Annotated in this window: 16 protein-coding genes; 6 read left to right on the forward strand and 10 right to left on the reverse strand. The window is 63.9% G+C overall.

The genetic code is table 11. From position 1 onward, the window contains the following. Window positions 1-13 precede the first annotated feature (13 nt). Both WS68_RS03430 and WS68_RS03435 read left to right on the forward strand, forming a co-directional pair. Entirely contained in the window at window positions 14-1045 is a 1032-nt protein-coding gene (locus WS68_RS03430) for a CDP-6-deoxy-delta-3,4-glucoseen reductase (protein WP_059569435.1), read from the forward strand. A gap of 303 nt (window positions 1046-1348) precedes the next feature. After that, a complete protein-coding gene (locus tag WS68_RS03435) occupies window positions 1349-2533 on the forward strand; it encodes an acetylornithine transaminase (protein ID WP_059569436.1) in 1185 nt (394 codons plus the stop codon). A 165-nt stretch (window positions 2534-2698) separates the two neighbouring features. On the opposite strand, the gene WS68_RS03440 is transcribed toward WS68_RS03435, so the two are convergent. From WS68_RS03440 to WS68_RS03475, 7 genes are all read right to left on the reverse strand, one after another. Next, the gene (locus tag WS68_RS03440; RefSeq protein WP_059569437.1) at window positions 2699-3373 is read right to left on the reverse strand and encodes a DUF2278 family protein; all 675 of its coding nucleotides are present in this window, start codon (window positions 3371-3373) and stop codon (window positions 2699-2701) included. A 186-nt stretch (window positions 3374-3559) separates the two neighbouring features. Further along, window positions 3560-4276 (reverse strand): ABC transporter ATP-binding protein, encoded by a 717-nt coding sequence (locus tag WS68_RS03445; RefSeq protein WP_059569438.1) that lies wholly within the window; start codon window positions 4274-4276, stop codon window positions 3560-3562. Further along, window positions 4276-5049 carry an ABC transporter ATP-binding protein gene (locus tag WS68_RS03450; RefSeq protein ID WP_059520452.1) on the reverse strand — a complete coding sequence of 258 codons (774 nt, stop codon included), beginning with the start codon at window positions 5047-5049 and terminating at the stop codon, window positions 4276-4278. Before WS68_RS03450 ends, WS68_RS03445 begins: the two co-directional genes overlap by 1 nt. A gap of 157 nt (window positions 5050-5206) precedes the next feature. Continuing rightward, window positions 5207-6376, reverse strand: coding sequence for an ABC transporter permease subunit (locus WS68_RS03455; protein ID WP_059569439.1), 1170 nt, complete (start codon window positions 6374-6376; stop codon window positions 5207-5209). A gap of 15 nt (window positions 6377-6391) precedes the next feature. Then, window positions 6392-7342 carry a branched-chain amino acid ABC transporter permease gene (locus WS68_RS03460; protein ID WP_059569440.1) on the reverse strand — a complete coding sequence of 317 codons (951 nt, stop codon included), beginning with the start codon at window positions 7340-7342 and terminating at the stop codon, window positions 6392-6394. Window positions 7343-8218: 876 nt separating this feature from the next. Next, a complete protein-coding gene (ispH, locus tag WS68_RS03470) occupies window positions 8219-9199 on the reverse strand; it encodes a 4-hydroxy-3-methylbut-2-enyl diphosphate reductase (RefSeq protein ID WP_059569442.1) in 981 nt (326 codons plus the stop codon). Window positions 9200-9201: 2 nt separating this feature from the next. Then, window positions 9202-9657: an FKBP-type peptidyl-prolyl cis-trans isomerase gene (locus tag WS68_RS03475; RefSeq protein ID WP_059569443.1), complete on the reverse strand. Its 456-nt coding sequence runs from the start codon at window positions 9655-9657 to the stop codon at window positions 9202-9204. A 138-nt stretch (window positions 9658-9795) separates the two neighbouring features. Between WS68_RS03475 and radC the strand changes: the two genes are divergently transcribed. The 4 genes from radC (at window position 9796) to nadB (ending at window position 12996) form a co-directional block, all read left to right on the forward strand. Further along, a complete protein-coding gene (gene radC / locus WS68_RS03480) occupies window positions 9796-10593 on the forward strand; it encodes a RadC family protein (RefSeq protein WP_059569583.1) in 798 nt (265 codons plus the stop codon). Between the two features lie 213 nt (window positions 10594-10806). Continuing rightward, window positions 10807-11040, forward strand: coding sequence for a 50S ribosomal protein L28 (rpmB, locus tag WS68_RS03485; RefSeq protein ID WP_059569444.1), 234 nt, complete (start codon window positions 10807-10809; stop codon window positions 11038-11040). Window positions 11041-11058: 18 nt separating this feature from the next. Next, entirely contained in the window at window positions 11059-11226 is a 168-nt protein-coding gene (gene rpmG, locus WS68_RS03490) for a 50S ribosomal protein L33 (RefSeq protein WP_004185395.1), read from the forward strand. Window positions 11227-11394: 168 nt separating this feature from the next. Beyond that, complete coding sequence (gene nadB / locus WS68_RS03495; RefSeq protein WP_059569584.1) at window positions 11395-12996, forward strand: L-aspartate oxidase; 1602 nt, start codon at window positions 11395-11397, stop codon at window positions 12994-12996. Window positions 12997-13265: 269 nt separating this feature from the next. On the opposite strand, the gene nadC is transcribed toward nadB, so the two are convergent. The 3 genes from nadC to WS68_RS03510 all read right to left on the reverse strand — a co-directional run bounded on the left by nadC (window position 13266) and on the right by WS68_RS03510 (window position 16787). Next, a complete protein-coding gene (gene nadC, locus WS68_RS03500; protein WP_059569445.1) occupies window positions 13266-14150 on the reverse strand; it encodes a carboxylating nicotinate-nucleotide diphosphorylase in 885 nt (294 codons plus the stop codon). Beyond that, window positions 14147-15289 carry a quinolinate synthase NadA gene (gene nadA / locus WS68_RS03505; RefSeq protein WP_059569446.1) on the reverse strand — a complete coding sequence of 381 codons (1143 nt, stop codon included), beginning with the start codon at window positions 15287-15289 and terminating at the stop codon, window positions 14147-14149. Before nadA ends, nadC begins: the two co-directional genes overlap by 4 nt. A 301-nt stretch (window positions 15290-15590) precedes the next feature. Next, on the reverse strand, window positions 15591-16787 hold the full coding sequence (locus WS68_RS03510) for a DesA family fatty acid desaturase (protein ID WP_059569447.1): 1197 nt from the start codon (window positions 16785-16787) through the stop codon (window positions 15591-15593). Window positions 16788-16870 lie beyond the last annotated feature (83 nt).

A 16870-nucleotide genomic window follows, 5' to 3' on the forward strand; every position in this document is an offset into this window, starting at 1 on the left:
TCTCAACGGACTTATGGCTTTTAACGTAACCATCAAGCAAAGCGGCCGGCAATTCCAGGTCGAGGCCGACGAAACCGTGCTCGCGGCAGCGCTGCGTCAGAACGTGCATTTGCCGTACGGTTGCAAGAACGGCGCATGCGGCTCGTGCAAGGGCGCGGTCACGCAAGGTCAGATCGAGCAGGGGCCGCATTCGGCGTCGGCGCTGTCAAACGACGAACGCACGCGCGGCCTGGCGCTGATGTGCTGCGCGAAACCGCAAAGCGACCTCGAAATCGACGTGCGCGAAATCGCGGGCGTCGACGGCGTGCAAGTGAAGAAGCTGCCCTGCCGCGTCGCGGCGCTCGAGCGCCGCGCGGACGACGTGATCGTGCTGAAACTGCAGCTTCCCGCAAACGAGCGGCTGCAGTACCTCGCCGGTCAATACATCGAATTCATCCTGAAGGACGGCACGCGCCGCAGCTACTCGATGGCGACACCACCGCACGAGGACGGTCCGATCGAGTTGCACATCCGCCACATGCCGGGCGGCAAGTTCACCGATCATGTGTTCGGCGCGATGAAGGAGCGCGATATCCTGCGCTTTGAAGGCCCGCTCGGCACGTTCTTCCTGCGCGAGGAATCGGACAAGCCGATCGTGCTGCTCGCCTCCGGCACGGGCTTCGCGCCGATCAAGGCGATCATCGAGCATGTAAAGCACCTGAAGCTCGAGCGTCCAATGACGCTTTACTGGGGCGCGCGCCGCAAGAAGGATCTGTATCTGCTCGACGTCGCCGAACAATGGGCGGGCGAAATCCCGAACTTCAAGTTCGTGCCGGTGCTCTCCGAGCCCGACGACAGCGACGGCTGGACGGGCCGCACAGGCTTCGTGCACCGCGCGGTGATCGAGGATCTGCCGGATCTGTCGGGCCATGAGGTGTATGCATGCGGCGCGCCGGTGATGGTCGAATCGGCGCAGCGCGACTTCACGCAGCATCATGGTCTGCCCGCGGACGCGTTCTACGCCGATTCGTTCACGAGCGCCGCGGACCTCGCGCATACGGTCTGAGTGCCTTGCGCCGGCATGTGCGCGCAGATCGAACCGCCGCGACACCGAATTGCCGCGTCGCGGCGGTTTACTTGAAGCCAAGCGTGCCTTAAGCTTGCGCCCATGAACCGTTTCCAGTCCACGCTTCGACGTCGCCGCCCGCTTCCCGTCCCGGATGCCGCCGGCTCGTCACGGACTCGCGCCTAACCGCTTCCCTGTTACGCGCAAGCTGTTCGAACCACCCAGCCACGGCATGTACCGTGGCTTTTTTTGTTGCTTTTCATTCCGCTTCATTTCGCTAACCCCTGCCCGGAGCCCGCCGCCATGCCGTTGACCGATTACCCGATCGACTCGCTGATGTACATCACGAACCGCCCCGACATCGTGTTCACGCACGGTAAGGGATCGTGGCTCCACGACCATACCGGCAAGCGCTATCTGGACTTCATCCAGGGTTGGGCGGTCAATTGCCTCGGCCACTGCAACGACGGCCTCGTGCACGCGCTGCAAGCGCAAGCGGAGAAGTTGCTCAACCCTTCGCCTGCCTTCTACAACGAACCGATGGCCAAGCTCGCGGCCCTGCTCACGCAGCATAGCGTCTTCGACAAGGTATTCTTCGCGAACAGCGGCGCGGAAGCGAACGAAGGCGCGATCAAGCTCGCGCGCAAATGGGGCCGTCGATACAAGAACGGCGCCTACGAGATCATCACGTTCGATCATGCTTTCCACGGCCGCACGCTCGCGACGATGTCGGCAAGCGGCAAGCCCGGCTGGGATACGCTCTTCGCCCCGCAGGTGCCGGGTTTCCCCAAGGCCGAGTTCAACGATATCGCGTCGGTCGAAAAGCTGATCGGCGACAAGACGGTCGCCGTGATGCTGGAGCCCATCCAGGGCGAAGGCGGCGTGATTCCGGCGACGCGCGAATTCATGCAACAGTTGCGCGCGCTGACGAAGCAGCACGGCCTGCTGTTGATCGTCGACGAGGTGCAAAGCGGCTGCGGCCGCGCCGGCACGCTGTTCACATACGAACTCGCGAACATCGAACCGGACATCATGACGCTCGGCAAGGGCGTGGGCGGCGGCGTGCCGCTCGCGGCGCTGCTCGCGAAGGCCGATGTCGCGGTGTTCGAAGCGGGCGATCAGGGCGGCACCTACAACGGCAACCCGCTGATGACGGCGGCGGGCCATGCGGTGATCTCGCAGCTCGTCGCGCCCGGCTTCCTCGAAGGCGTGCGCGCGCGCGGCGAATATCTGAAGAAGAAGCTGCTCGAGCTGTCCGACGAGCGCGGCTTCGAAGGCGAACGTGGCGAAGGCCTGCTGCGTGCGCTGCTGCTCGGCAAGGACATCGGCCCGCAGATCGTCGAGAAGGCGCGCGACATGCAGCCCGTGGGCCTGCTGCTGAACGCCGCGCGGCCCAATTTGCTGCGCTTCATGCCGGCGCTCAACGTGAGCATCGACGAGATCGACCAGATGCTCGCGATGCTTCGCTCGGTGCTCGATTCGCTTTGATGAGAGCATGCCGGCGCGCACTCCGAGCGCGGCCGGCCCGCTGTCGATGAGCGTGCGGGGCTCGCGCGCGACGATATCGACGCCGCGCTCGCCGTGCGGCGCGCCGCATTTTCCGAATACCCGAATAGGCCGCGCGGGCGGCGCGCGGCCCATCCGCGCCGCGCGTCATGCCGTGATCGGCCCCGAGCCCGGCTGTGGATTGCCGAGCGCGTCGGTCGGCACCGCCTGCTGCTCGAATGCCGCGAAATAAGCGGCCCACTGCTGGTTGCCGTCGATACAAACCATCAGCGCGCCGTCCTGCCACACATCGTTGTGATCGGCGCCGTCGTCACCCGCGCGGTGCAGATAATGCGCGCCGGACGACCCCTGGTTCATGTGCGTGTCGTGAATGCCGTTACCTTCGCTATAGGTCCGGCCGAACACGTAGAAATCGAGACCTTGCTGCTGCGCCTGGTTGACAAGACGCAGCACCGACGGTATCGGTTCCGCATGCTCGGAGCCGTCCATCACGTCGCTCGAGCGCCACGCGCCCGTCTCGTTCAGGATGTCGCTGCGCGTGTAATCGAGCGCGGGCAGCGCGTCGCGGCCGGTGAGATCCGTGAAGCCCTCGTGCGCCGCCGCGAGCGTGTCCGTGATCGGATGATGGAAATCGTAGACGAGCTTGTATTTGAGCAAGTCGTCCGCGTCATTGGTGCCGACATTGATCGCGACATCCCAATCGCCCGCCGGCAACGCGAGCGTCAAATGCACGTGATATTGCGTCTCGGCGCCATGCCCCGCCGCCTTCAGCCCCGCCACCGCTTTCACCTTCGCCTTTACGAAACCGTAATCCAGACTCACGCTTCGCCTCCTGATTCGAGTTTGCCGTACGCTCGACATACGCGGTTCGTGAATGGATTCGACAGCGCGCGGGGAGTTCACTGCGCCTGCAAACGCCCGATAAGAAAAAGGCCGTCACGGCCAACCGTGACGGCCTTTCGAAAGCATCAGGAGCGATGCGCCGCCGCACGCGACGCGATCATGCGCTCACTCGCCTAGGTAGGCCGCGCGCACCTTCGGATCGTCGAGCATCTGCTTGGCGTCGCCCGACATCGTGACCATCCCGGAATCCATCACATAGCCTCGATCGGCTGCCTGCAACGCGAGGCGCGCGTTCTGCTCGACGAGCAGCACCGTGAGCCCCTCCTTCGAGATCTCGCGCACCACCTCGAAGATCTTCTCAACCATGATCGGCGACAGCCCCATCGACGGCTCGTCGAGCAGCAACAGCTTGGGCCGGCTCAGAATCGCGCGCGCCATCGCGAGCATCTGCTGCTCGCCGCCCGACAGCGTGCCCGCCAGCTGCGTCGCACGTTCCTTCAAACGCGGGAAGAAACCGAACATCCGCTCCACGTCCTGCTTGATGCCGTCGCTGTCGTTGCGCAGATACGCGCCCATCTGCATGTTTTCGACGATCGACATCCGCGCGAAGATGCCGCGCCCTTCCGGCACCATCGCAAGGCCGCGCTTGAGCAGTTCGTGCGTCGGCACGCCCTTGATCGACTGGCCGTCATACTCGATGTCGCCCGCCGAATACGGCTTGAGACCCGTGATCGCCTTCATCGTCGTGGTCTTGCCCGCGCCGTTCGCGCCGATCAGCGTGACGAGCTCGCCCTGACGGACTTCCAGATCGACCCCCTTGACGGCTTGGATGCCGCCGTAGTTGACCTGCAGGCCTTTGATTTTCAACATTGCCGCTGCCATCAGTGCACCCCTGCGCCGAGATAAGCTTCAATCACTTTCGGGTCCTTCTGCACATCCTGCGGCAGCCCCTCGGCGATCACCTTGCCGTAATCGAGCACCGTCATCCGGTTGCACAGCCCCATCACGAGCTTCACGTCGTGCTCGATCAGCAGGATCGTGCGGCCGTCGGCGCGGATTTTGTCGAGCAGCCGCGTGAGTTCGACCTTCTCGGTTGCGTTCATCCCCGCCGCCGGCTCGTCGAGCGCGAGCAGTTTCGGATCGGTCGCGAGCGCGCGGGCGATCTCCAGGCGCCGCTGATGGCCATATGACAGATTGCGCGCGGTGTAATCCGCATACTGCAGCACGCCGACGTAATCGAGCAGTTCGATCGCGCGTTCCCTGATCTCGCGCTCTTCCTTGCGCTCGGCGGGCGTCTGGAACACCGCGCCGATCAGGCCGTGCTTCGTGCGCACGTGGCGCCCGACCATCACGTTCTCGAGCGCGGTCATTCCGCCGAACAGACGAATATTCTGAAACGTGCGGGCGATGCCCGCCTTTGCGACCTGATGGACGGCGGTTGGCGTGTAAGTTTCGCCGTCGAGCTTGAACTCGCCGGAATCGGGCGTATAGAGCCCGGTGATCACGTTGAAGAACGTGGTCTTGCCGGCGCCGTTCGGGCCGATGAGACCATAGATCTCGCCCTCCCGAATCTGGAGGCCGACGTCGGACAACGCCTGCAGGCCGCCGAAGCGTTTATTCACGCCTTTGACGGACAGACGAATTTGTTCGCTCATTACCTTCTCTCCTGTGTCGGCGGGAGTTAGCGCTTTAGCGCTTACTCCCGCCCCATGCAACGCTGTCGGCGGACGTCAGCGCTTTAGCGCTTACTCCCGCCCCATGCAACGCTGTCGATAGGAATCAGCGCATCAGCGCTCACTCCACTCGCGCGATTCAAGCGCGCACCGGCTTCTTGCCGCCGCGTTTCGCCAATTTCGCGATCTTGTCCTCATGCTTCGGCGCGGGCCACAGGCCCTCCGAGCGGTACAGCATGATGACGACCATCGCGAGGCCATACAGCGCCTGACGGATCACTTCAGTATCGACAACATCGTGACCGAACAGCATGTGTTGCAGCGGGCTCATCGTCGAGCGCAGGAATTCGGGGAACACGGCGAGCAGCACGGCGCCGAGAATCACGCCCGGAATATGTCCCATGCCGCCCAGCACGACGCACGCGAGCACGACGACCGATTCCCAGAACGTGAACGATTCCGGCGACACGAAGCCCTGAAACGCGCCGAACATCGCGCCCGACAGCCCGCCGAACGACGCGCCCATCGCGAACGCAAGCAGTTTCACGTTGCGGGTGTTGATGCCCATCGCCTTCGCGGCGATCTCGTCCTCGCGGATCGCGGCCCACGCGCGGCCGATCCGCGAGTGTTGCAGCCGCGTGCAGACCCAGATCACGAGCAGCGCGCAAAGCACGAACAGGTAGTAATACAAATAGACCGAAGGCAGCGAGAAGCCGAAGATCTCGTGCGTCTGCGCGAAGTTGAAACCCGCCACCTTGACCGGATCGACGCCCGTGATCCCTTGCGGCCCGTTCGTCACGTTGACCGGACGATCGAGGTTGTTCATGAAAATACGCACGATCTCGCCGAAGCCGAGCGTGACGATGGCGAGATAGTCGCCGCGCAGACGCAGCGTCGGCGCGCCGAGCAGAATGCCGAACACCGCCGCGAGCGCCATCGCGATCGGCACGATGAGGAGAAACGGCACATGCAGGCCGGCCGGCGCGAGCTGCGCGATCCAGTCGAAATGCGACGTCAGGTGCGGCGAGCTCAAGAGCGCCGCGGTATAAGCGCCCACCGCGTAGAACGCGATGTAGCCGAGATCGAGCAGCCCCGCGAAGCCGACGACGACATTCAGCCCCAGCGCGAGCATCACGTATAGCATCGCGAAATCGAGCACGCGCACCCAATAGTTGCCGCCCGTCGCGCCGATGATGAGCGGCGCGGCAATGACGAGCGCGGCGGTCAGCACGCCGATAGTGACCGTCTTCGCGGTATGACGCTCGTCGACGAGCGTCGCGGACGTTTCGATCGGTTGAATCGATGTCATGTTGTTCTCCTCCCGTTACGCGCGATCGGCGACACGTTCGCCCAGCAGGCCCGACGGCCGGAACACCAGCACGACGATGAGCACGATGAACGCGAACACGTCCTGATAGTTACTGCCGAACACCCCGCCCGTCAGATTGCCGATATAGCCCGCGCCCAGTTGCTCGATGAGACCGAGCAGCACGCCACCCACCATCGCGCCGCCAAGATTGCCGATCCCGCCGAGCACGGCGGCCGTGAATGCCTTCATGCCGGGAATGAAGCCCATGTAGAAATGCACGTTGCCATACTCGGACGCAATCATCACGCCCGCGAGCGCAGCCAGCGCTGAGCCGATCATGAACGTCGCCGAAATCACGAAATTCGGATTCACGCCCATCAGGCTCGCCGTGCTCGGGTTCTCGGCGATCGCGCGCATCGCGCGGCCGAGCTTGGTCTTGTGCACGAGAAGCAGGAGCCCGCCCATCACCACGAATGCGACGATGATGATCGTGATCTCAGTCAGCGAAATCACCGCGCCCGGATTGTTCTCGCCCGCCTTGATCACGTTGATCGGATCGGTCGGCAGAAGCTGCGGAAACGGCAGCGGATTGCGCGACCAGATCATCATCGCGGCCGTCTGCAGCAGGATCGACACGCCGATCGCGGTAATCAGCGGCGCCAGGCGCGGCGCGCGGCGCAGCGGCCGGTACGCGACACGCTCGACCGTGAAGCCGACGCACGCGCAGACGAGCGCGGCGATCACGAGCCCGATGGCCAGCGTCGCGATATGGCCCAGCTCCGGAAAATGGTTCTGCAACACGGTGATCGCGGAGAGTGCAACCATTGCGCCCACCATCAGCACATCGCCGTGCGCGAAGTTGATGATGCCGAGAATGCCGTACACCATCGTGTAGCCCAACGCGATGATGGCGTAGATGCTGCCGAGCACCAGCCCGTTGAGAATCTGCTGGATTAAAATATCCATTTAAAGCTCCTTGGTCCGTGCCGTCCGGACGATGCTCGGCCACGCGGATAAGCGATGGAGTCGCGCCGTTTCGGCGGGCACTGCGGGTCCTGAATCAATACCGGTAGGTGATGTCGCCCCGGCGCGCAGCGCGCGAAAGCATGCCGCGCGCATCGAGCCGGGATAGAGGCGGAAACGGCGCCGCACGGATTTTCGGCACCACCCGAATCCCGTTGAAATTCTCACGACTTGAGGACGGTGTGCTGGGCCTCCTTGAAGTCGTAGCGTGTCCGAGCACGCGCCTTCCGGCCGCACGGGCGGTGCATCGGATGAACCGCCGCCGCGCGCCGCGAACGCGCTGCAAATGCCGCGGCGCAATGAAGGCGCGCCGGGGCGTCGGCGCGCACGCCGGCAAGCAACCGAACCTGCGCGCGAACGCATACACGCGAAATGGACGTCGCAACTGCGCGCGCGGCGAACCGCGCACAGCCGGCCCCGGCGCGCATGCCGCGCGGGAACCCCCCGGGCATCGCCACTCCGGGACGACACGTAACGGCGCATGCCGTAAAAAGCGCAACCGCAGCGCCGTCGAACTCGGCGCAAGCCAACTTCCGATGCATCAAAACAGGTCTCCAGCGCCTTGCCCAATTCGTGTTTCAAGGCCCCAGGCCTGAAAACGGGCGAATTGTAACTCTATTTATAGAAGCGCCAATATTCCTGATTCGACAGGGTTTTCCTGCATTGCAACCTTTTTCAGGAAGGCCATTTCAATTTAAATAGCAACTTGGTTGCACCAATTTAACGCCATCCGGTTGCTCCACAAAGGGCCATCAAAACAAAAGCGCGCCCGAAGGCGCGCTTTCGCAATACAACCCGAGGCGAAACAGCCGCCGCCGATCAAGCGGCAGGCGGCAGATTCAAGCCGCGCGGCAGCGGGAATGAAACGTTTTCCTCAATGCCCTCGAGCGCACGCACGTTGGTCACGCCAAGCTCGCGCAAACGCGCGATCACCGCCTGCGCGAGCACTTCGGGCGCCGACGCACCCGCCGTCACGCCGATCCGGCGCTTGCCTGCGACCCAAGCCGGATCGATCTGCTCGGGCGCATCCACCATGTACGCGGCGACGCCGCGCTTTTCCGCGACCTCGCGCAAACGGCTCGAATTCGAACTATTCGGACTGCCGACGACGATGACGACATCGCATTGAGGCGCCATGAACTTCACCGCATCCTGGCGATTCTGCGTCGCATAGCAGATGTCCTGCTTCTTCGGCTCGCGAATCGCAGGGAATTTCTGCTTGAGCGCCGCGATGATCTCGGCCGCGTCGTCGACCGACAGCGTCGTCTGCGTGACGAGCGCGACGCGCCCCGGATCGGGCAATTCGAGGCGGTTCACATCCTCGACGCTCTCGACGAGATGCATCCCGCGCTCGACCTGCCCCATCGTGCCCTCGACCTCCGGATGCCCCTTGTGGCCGATCATCACGATATCGACGCCCTCCTGGCGCATCTTCGCGACCTCCACGTGCACCTTGGTGACGAGCGGGCAAGTCGCGTCGTAAATGCGCAGCCCGCGTACCGCCGCCTCGTCGCGCACCGCCTTCGATACGCCGTGCGCGCTGAAGATCACCGTGTTGCCGGACGGCACTTCGGCGAGTTCCTCGACGAAGATCGCGCCTTTTTTCTTCAGATCCTCGACGACGTATTTGTTGTGGACGATTTCGTGGCGAACGTAGATCGGCGCGCCATGCATCGCGATCGCGCGCTCGACAATCTCGATCGCCCGGTCAACGCCCGCGCAAAAACCGCGCGGCTGAGCGAGCAGGATCTCGGCATCGGCCGCAGCAACCTGGCCGGACAGCGTATCGATGGAGCTCATGATTACAGAATCCCGATGATTTTCACTTCGAACGTGAGCGCCTGGCCCGCGAGCGGATGATTGAAATCGAACAGCGCCGACGTCTCGCCGACCTCCTTGAGCACACCAGCATAACGCCCGCCGCCGGGCGCGTTGAACTCGACCAGATCACCGGGTGTGAAATCCTCGCCGACCATCGCGTTCTCACGCAGCGTGGCCATCGACACCCGCTGAATCAACTCCGGATTGCGCGGCCCGAACGCTTGCTCGGGCGCTAGCCGAAAAGTCGAATGGTGCCCCGCCTTGAGCCCGATCAGAATCTCTTCCAACGACGGCGCGAGCTGCCCGGCGCCGAGCAGCAGCGTGGCGGGCTTGTCGGTAAACGTGTTGACGATGTCGGCGCCGTCGGCCAGGGCGAGCCGGTAATGAAGCGTGACGTGGGAACCGGGCTTCACTTCTGCAAGGTCGATGAGACTCATGATGGTACTCGTTCAATCGGCGCCTGAAAAACGCGGGCGGCGCGGTACAAAGCCCCTATTGTAAGTCACCCTCGGCGATCGGGGCGGCAGATGGCGTCATTGGCGCCGCCGCCTCCGCCCGGTCATGGAGCCAGCAAGATGCAGCACGACCTTCTGATGATTGGCGAAGACACCGATGAACCGCCGCGAGAACGGCGCGCGGCGGCGGCCCCGCCCGCCGCGGCCGCGCTCACGGCCTGCCGCGCCGCGGCACCTGCGGCCGCGCCGATGCCCGCGCGGCGTGGCGGCGATCTGCCGCGCGAACGCTTGCTCGAACGCGGCCCGGCCGCGCTATCCGATGCGGAACTCATTGCGCTTTTGCTTGGCACCGGCCTACCCGGCCACGATGTCTTCGCGCTTGCGAACACGCTGCTCATGCGCTTCGGCTCGCTGCGCGCGTTGCTCGACGCGGCGCCCGGCGATTTCAAGGGCCTGCGCGGCATCGGCAATGCGCGCACCGCGATGCTCGTCGCGGTCGTCGAGCTGGCCCGGCGCGCGCTCGCCGAAAAGGCGCGCGAACGGCCGCTCGTCGATTCGCCCGGCGCGCTCGAGGATTACTTGCGGCTCATGATCGGCACACAGCCGCGTGAGGTTTTCGTTTGCCTGTTCCTCGACGCCCGGCACCGCGTGCTGCGAACGGAGGAAAGCGCGCGCGGCTCACTGACGCGAATGGCCGTCTACCCGCGCGAAATCGTGCGGCGCGCGCTCGCCTTGAACGCGGCCGCTCTGATCGTCGCGCACAATCACCCGTCGGGCGCCGTGCAGCCGAGCGCCGCAGACCGGCGGCTCACGTGCGTGCTGCGCGATGCGCTCGCGCTCGTCGACGTGCGGCTGATGGACCATCTCGTCATCGGCGCAAACGATACCTTCTCGTTCGCGCACGCGGGCTGGCTCTAGCACGGACGGCCTGCGCGGCCGGCCCGAACCCGCCGACAAATTGGGTTTGATTTTCCTGAGGTTTTTCTGTTAGAATCGCCGTCTGACTTTTTTCCAACCAGTTCTGAAGCCGCTTCAGCGGTCCCGCAAGCCTGTTTTGTCCATACCGGCACAAGCTCGCGGAAACCGTCACCGGCGATTGAACCCCGAATTCAGCGTATTAGGAGTGCTCTCATGGCACGCGTATGCCAAGTGACTGGGAAAGCGCCGATGAGCGGCAACAACGTTTCCCACGCGAACAACAAAACGAAGCGTCGCTTCCTGCCGAATCTGCAAAACCGCCGGTTCTGGGTGGAAAGCGAAAACTGTTGGGTGCGCCTGCGCGTCTCGAACGCCGGCCTGCGCCTGATCGACAAGAACGGCATCGATTCCGTGCTCGCTGACCTGCGCGCACGCGGCGAAGCCTAAGCCCAAAGGAGCACTACCATGGCGAAAGGCGCACGCGACAAAATCAAGCTCGAGTCGACCGCAGGCACGGGCCACTTCTACACGACCACGAAGAACAAGCGCAACATGCCGGAAAAGATGGAGATCATGAAGTTCGATCCCGTCGCGCGCAAGCACGTGGCATACAAGGAAACCAAGATCAAGTAATGCTCCGGTTTCCACGAGCCTGACGATGACGAAAAGCCCCGCAATCGCGGGGCTTTTTACTTGAGCCGCCGTCCGCGCTCCGTTCTGAAGCGGTATGCTCTGCACTTCCCGTTCGCCTGGCGCGCGGCGGGGAAGATGAGACAGAACGCACAAGCAACGGAGATGCAGATGAATTTCGATGTGGCGATTGTCGGCAGCGGCCTCGCCGGCCTGTCGGTCGCGCTCAATCTCGCGCAAACACGCCGCGTCGCGCTGATCGCGAAGCGCTCGATGATGGAAGGCGCGAGTGACAACGCGCAAGGCGGAATTGCCGCCGTGCTCGATTCGGCGGACAGCGTCGAAAACCACGTCAACGATACGCTGATCGCAGGCGGCGGCCTGTGCGACGAAATGGCAACACGCTACATCGTCGAGCGCGGCCGCGAGGCGATCGAATGGCTGATTTCGCAAGGCGTGCCGTTCACGAAGGATGATGCGGCCGAGCTGGGCTTCCACCTGACCCGCGAGGGCGGTCACAGCCACCGCCGCATCATTCATGCTGCCGACGCGACCGGGCATGCCGTGCTCGCGACGTTGTCCGAGCGTGTGCGCAGCCATCCGAACATCACGTTCTTCGAGGATCACCACGCGATCGACCTGATCACGTCGGATCGCCTCGGGCTGCCCGGCCTGCCCGGACGGCGCTGCGTCGGCCTCTACGCGCTCGACGTGCAAAGCGGCCGCACGGTGACGATCGAAGCGCCGCACACGGTGCTCGCGACGGGCGGCGCCGGCAAGGTGTATCTGTATACGACGAATCCGGACACCTCGACCGGAGATGGCATCGCGATGGCATGGCGTGCGGGCTGCCGAGTGGCGAACATGGAATTCATTCAGTTCCATCCGACCTGCCTATTCCACCCATATGCCAAGTCGTTCCTGATCACCGAGGCCGTTCGCGGCGAAGGCGGCGTCCTCCGGCTACCGGACGGCACCCGCTTCATGCCCGAGCATGATCCACGCGCCGAGCTTGCGCCGCGCGATATCGTCGCGCGCGCCATCGATTTCGAGATCAAGAAGCGCGGCATCGATTGCGTCTACCTCGACATCAGCCATCAGCCGGAAGCATTCCTGCGCGAGCACTTTCCGATGATCCACGCGCGATGCCTCGAATTCGGCATCGACATCGCAAAAGAGCCAATTCCCGTCGTGCCGGCCGCGCACTACACATGCGGCGGCATCGTCACGGATTTGGCCGGCCGCACGGATCTCGCGGGGCTCTACGCGGTGGGCGAAGCATCGTACACCGGCCTGCACGGCGCGAACCGGCTCGCCAGCAATTCGTTGCTCGAATGCCTCGTGATCGGCCGCGCCGCCGCCGGTGCAATCGAAAGCGCCGGCTACGATTCGGCTACGCACGGCCCGCTGCCTGCGTGGGACGAGAGCCGCGTATCGGACCCGGACGAGGAAGTCGTCGTCGCGCACAACTGGGACGAACTGCGCCGCCTGATGTGGAACTACGTCGGCATCGTGCGCACGGACAAGCGGCTCGAACGCGCGAAGCACCGGCTGAAGCTGCTGCGCAACGAGATTCACGATTATTACTCGAATTTCCGCGTGAGCCGCGATCTGCTCGAACTGCGAAACCTGGTCGATGTCGCGTCGCTGATCGTCGACAGCGCACGCGCGCGGCGCGAAAGCCGCGGCCTGCACTACAGCCGCGACTGGCCGCATGCGCTGCCGAAAGCGTTGCCGACCGTGCTTACGCCCACGCGGCGAGCAGCAAAATAACCACCTGACCGGTCGCGCACGGCCCACTGCGCGGCGCCGTGCGCGCGATGAAACCAGGCCGCCGGCACATCACGCGCCGGCGGCCTGGTTTCATTTGTCTAATGCATGTTGAAACGGGTCGCCACTTTTTCGAAAAAAATCGAAGCAACCACCGGCAGCGCGAAAGATCGACCGGACGCCGCGGCGCAGCCGCAATTCAGCCTGCTTTTTTCAAGCCGCCGCCCGCGTCTGCCCCATCATTCCTGCCGGACAGCGCGGCCCTGCTGCGCCTATTCGACGATGCGCATCGAATAATCGGTCGCGCGCACGTCTTTCGTCAGCGCACCGATCGAGATCCGGTCGACGCCCGTCTCGGCAATCGCACGCACCGTGTCGAAATTCACGCCGCCCGATACCTCGAGCACCGCGCGGCCTGCGGCGATGCGCACCGCCTCGCGCATCGCATCGAGCGTGAAATTATCGAGCAGCACCGACTGCGCGCCATGCGCAAGTGCGGTGCGCAACTGATCGAGCGTCTCGACCTCGATCTGCACCGGCACATGCGCATCGAGTGCGAACGCCGTATCCAGCGCCTCACCGACGCCGCCCGCCGCCGCGATATGGTTTTCCTTGATCAAGATGCCCGCATAGAGCGCGAGCCGCTGATTCGCGCCGCCGCCCACGCGCACCGCGTACTTCTGCGCGAGCCGCAGGCCCGGCAACGTCTTGCGCGTGTCGAGGATGCGCGCGCGCGTATCGGCGATCCTGTCGACATAGCGGCGCGTTGCCGTCGCGACGCCCGACAGCAATTGCAGGAAATTGAGCGCATTGCGCTCGCCTGTCAGCAGCGATCGCGCCGGGCCGCGCAAGTCGCAGACGTTCGAGTCCGGCGTCATCCAGGCGCCTTCGCGGCAGTGCCACTGAACCTCGATCGCCGGATCGACCGCGTGCATCACCGCATCGAACCACGGCACGCCGCACAGCACCGCTTCTTCGCGCACGATCACGCGCGCGGCACGCGCCGGGCCATCCGGCACGAGCCGCCCGGTCTGGTCGCCCGCACCGACATCCTCGGCAAGTGTATCGGCGACATTACGCGCGATCGCCGCGTCGAACGCGGCGCCGTACTCGCGCGAGATGTCCGCAAACAGCGGCGACACTGCATGTCTGGTCATGCCGGCCCCACGTTCGCGAAAAGTTGCTGATCGCGCTGCAAATCGCCGCTCGCCTGCACGCGCTGCTTGTGACGCGCCGCGAAATCGAGCATCCGGTCGATCGGCACGCGCGCGCGCTCGGCAATGGCGGAATCGACGAGGATTTCACCGTAGCCGTGCTCGAGCGCGTCGGCCAGATTTGACAGCGCGTTCATCGCCATCCATGGGCAATGCGCGCAGCTCTTGCAAGTCGCGCTATTGCCGGCCGTCGGCGCCTCGATAAAAACCTTGCCCGGCGCCGCGAGCCGCATCTTGTGCAAAATACCGAGATCGGTCGCGACAATGAAGCGCTGCGCATCGAGCTTCACGGCCGCGTCGATCAACTGCGACGTCGAGCCGACCACGTCCGCGAGCGCGACGACGCTTTCCGGCGACTCGGGATGCACGAGAATCTTCGCGTCCGGATATTCGCCGCGCAGCAGTTCGAGCTCGACGCCCTTGAATTCGTCGTGAACGAGGCAGGAGCCCTGCCACATCAGCATGTCCGCGCCGGTCTTCTTCTGGATATAGCTTCCGAGATGCCGGTCCGGCGCCCAGATGATCTTCTCGCCGCGCGCATGCAGATCGGCGACGATCTCGAGTCCGATCGACGACGTGACCATCCAGTCGGCGCGCGCTTTCACCGCGGCGCTCGTGTTCGCATAAACGACCACCTGGCGATCCGGGTGCGCGTCGCAAAACCGCGAGAACTCGTCCACCGGGCAACCCAGGTCGAGTGAGCAGGTCGCATCAAGATCGGGCATCAGCACGCGCTTGCCCGGGCTCAGAATCTTCGCCGTCTCGCCCATGAAGCGCACGCCGGCGACAACAAGCGTCTGCGCGTCGTGATCGCGGCCGAAGCGGGCCATTTCGAGCGAATCGGCAACGCAGCCGCCCGTTTCGTCCGCGAGCGCCTGCAGATCCGCGTCGACATAGTAATGCGCGACGAGCACCGCCTTTTCGCGCTTGAGCAGCGCCCTGATCCGCGCCTTCCATTCATCGCGCTCGCCAGCCGTGAGCGGCGCGGGCACTTTCGCCCACGCCTCGCCGACGCCGCAAGCCGCTCCTGAGGCGAGCGGCCGGTCGAATTCGATGGGTTTGATCCCGATCGCCGAATGCATCATCAATCTCCTGTCGAGCAGGCGCGGCGTTTCGTGCCGCCTCTGCTCCCATGCCGCGATTGACCGGCGCCAGCACTTCGACGCCTGTCCAGCCCTGCGGCGGTGTGCCGATTGGGGTGAGCGCATAGCGCTCGGACGCCCCAGGCCTCACACTCCAATTCCATGCCACGCCCCTCCTCCCGTGGGCAGCCCACCCAATCATCAGTCCAGCGCAGGCGAGCCATTCGAGCGGGAACAAAAAACCCCGCCAGCGCGGGGTTTGTGACGTCCGGAAATTTTAATCGATTTCGGTCTGGACGGCTTATGCGTAGCGGCTCAGGCGTGTCGCGAACTCCTGCAGCGCCTTGATGCCGCTTTGTTCGGCACGATGGCACCAATCCTGCAACTGGGCCAGCAACTGTTCGCGCGACGCATTCGAGCGTTCCCAGATCGCGGCAAGCTCGGCGCGCAGTTGGAAGAACGTATGCAGCTTCTGGCTGTTCGCGAAAATCTCCGGCAGCAGGCGCTTTTGCGGCTCGTCTAGGCCTGCTTCGTCCTTGTGGAACCACTTGCGCGCGCCGTGCATCAATTGGTACTTCTCGCGCGCGCCCAGCTCCTTCAGATGCGCCAACTCCTGGCGATACGCACGCTTGAGCGTCTTCGCGTAACGCGCCATCACCTCGTAGCGGTTCGACAGCACCGCCTGCAGCGTTTCCTGATCGAGCACCGTCTTGCGTGCGGCCAGGCGCGGCGTCGGCGCGATCTTCTTCACTTTGGCGAGCCCGAACACGGACATGATGCGGATGTACATCCAGCCGATATCGAATTCGTACCACTTGTTCGACAGCTTCGCCGACGTCGCGAACGTATGATGATTGTTGTGCAGTTCCTCGCCACCGATCACGATGCCCCACGGAAACAGGTTCGTGCTCGCATCAGCCGAATTGAAGTTCCGATAGCCCCAGAAGTGGCCGAGGCCATTGACGACGCCCGCCGCCCAGAACGGAATCCAGATCATCTGTACCGCCCAGACAGTCAGACCGGCGAGGCCGAACAGCGCGACGTCGATCACCATCATCAAGCTCACGCCGAGAATCGGATATTTCGAGTAGACATTGCGCTCAAGCCAATCATTCGGCGTGCCGTGACCGTACTTGCGCATCGTCTCTTCGTTCTTCGCCTCCGCGCGATACAGCTCGGCGCCTTCGAGCAGCACCTTCCAGATCCCGCGCGTTTGCGGGCTGTGCGGATCTTCCTCGGTTTCGCATTTCGCATGATGCTTGCGATGGATCGACGCCCACTGGCCCGTCAGCATGCCCGTCGTCATCCACAGCCAGAAACGGAAGAAATGGCTCACGATCGGATGCAAATCGAGCGCGCGATGCGCCTGGCAACGGTGCAAATAGACGGTCACGCCGACGATCGTCACGTGCGTGACGGCCAGCGCGAACAGCACGATCTGCCACCACGAGAAGCGCAGAAGCCCGTTGGAAAGGAAATCGAGCAGGGAATTCAGCAAGGCGTTACCTGTGGAAGTAGTCAGACCGCCGGCTCAACCGCGGCCCATGTCAAGAAAATGAAAGCACACTGCGTAGTAGGACG

Origin of the sequence: Burkholderia sp. TSV86, from assembly GCF_001522865.1 — a bacterium.
Classification (GTDB): domain Bacteria; phylum Pseudomonadota; class Gammaproteobacteria; order Burkholderiales; family Burkholderiaceae; genus Burkholderia.

Bases quoted from the DNA above. Each gene is read 5' to 3' on its own strand.
- nadB (WP_059569584.1), top strand. From the start codon at position 11,395: ATGAATTTCGATGTGGCGATTGTCGGCAGCGGCCTCGCCGGCCTGTCG.
- WS68_RS03455 (WP_059569439.1), bottom strand. From the start codon at position 6,376: ATGACATCGATTCAACCGATCGAAACGTCCGCGACGCTCGTCGACGAG.
- WS68_RS03430 (WP_059569435.1), top strand. From the start codon at position 14: ATGGCTTTTAACGTAACCATCAAGCAAAGCGGCCGGCAATTCCAGGTC.
- nadA (WP_059569446.1), bottom strand. From the start codon at position 15,289: ATGCATTCGGCGATCGGGATCAAACCCATCGAATTCGACCGGCCGCTC.
- WS68_RS03460 (WP_059569440.1), bottom strand. From the start codon at position 7,342: ATGGATATTTTAATCCAGCAGATTCTCAACGGGCTGGTGCTCGGCAGC.
- WS68_RS03435 (WP_059569436.1), top strand. From the start codon at position 1,349: ATGCCGTTGACCGATTACCCGATCGACTCGCTGATGTACATCACGAAC.
- ispH (WP_059569442.1), bottom strand. From the start codon at position 9,199: ATGAGCTCCATCGATACGCTGTCCGGCCAGGTTGCTGCGGCCGATGCC.
- rpmG (WP_004185395.1), top strand. From the start codon at position 11,059: ATGGCGAAAGGCGCACGCGACAAAATCAAGCTCGAGTCGACCGCAGGC.
- WS68_RS03450 (WP_059520452.1), bottom strand. From the start codon at position 5,049: ATGAGCGAACAAATTCGTCTGTCCGTCAAAGGCGTGAATAAACGCTTC.
- nadC (WP_059569445.1), bottom strand. From the start codon at position 14,150: ATGACCAGACATGCAGTGTCGCCGCTGTTTGCGGACATCTCGCGCGAG.
- WS68_RS03445 (WP_059569438.1), bottom strand. From the start codon at position 4,276: ATGGCAGCGGCAATGTTGAAAATCAAAGGCCTGCAGGTCAACTACGGC.
- rpmB (WP_059569444.1), top strand. From the start codon at position 10,807: ATGGCACGCGTATGCCAAGTGACTGGGAAAGCGCCGATGAGCGGCAAC.
- radC (WP_059569583.1), top strand. From the start codon at position 9,796: ATGCAGCACGACCTTCTGATGATTGGCGAAGACACCGATGAACCGCCG.
- WS68_RS03475 (WP_059569443.1), bottom strand. From the start codon at position 9,657: ATGAGTCTCATCGACCTTGCAGAAGTGAAGCCCGGTTCCCACGTCACG.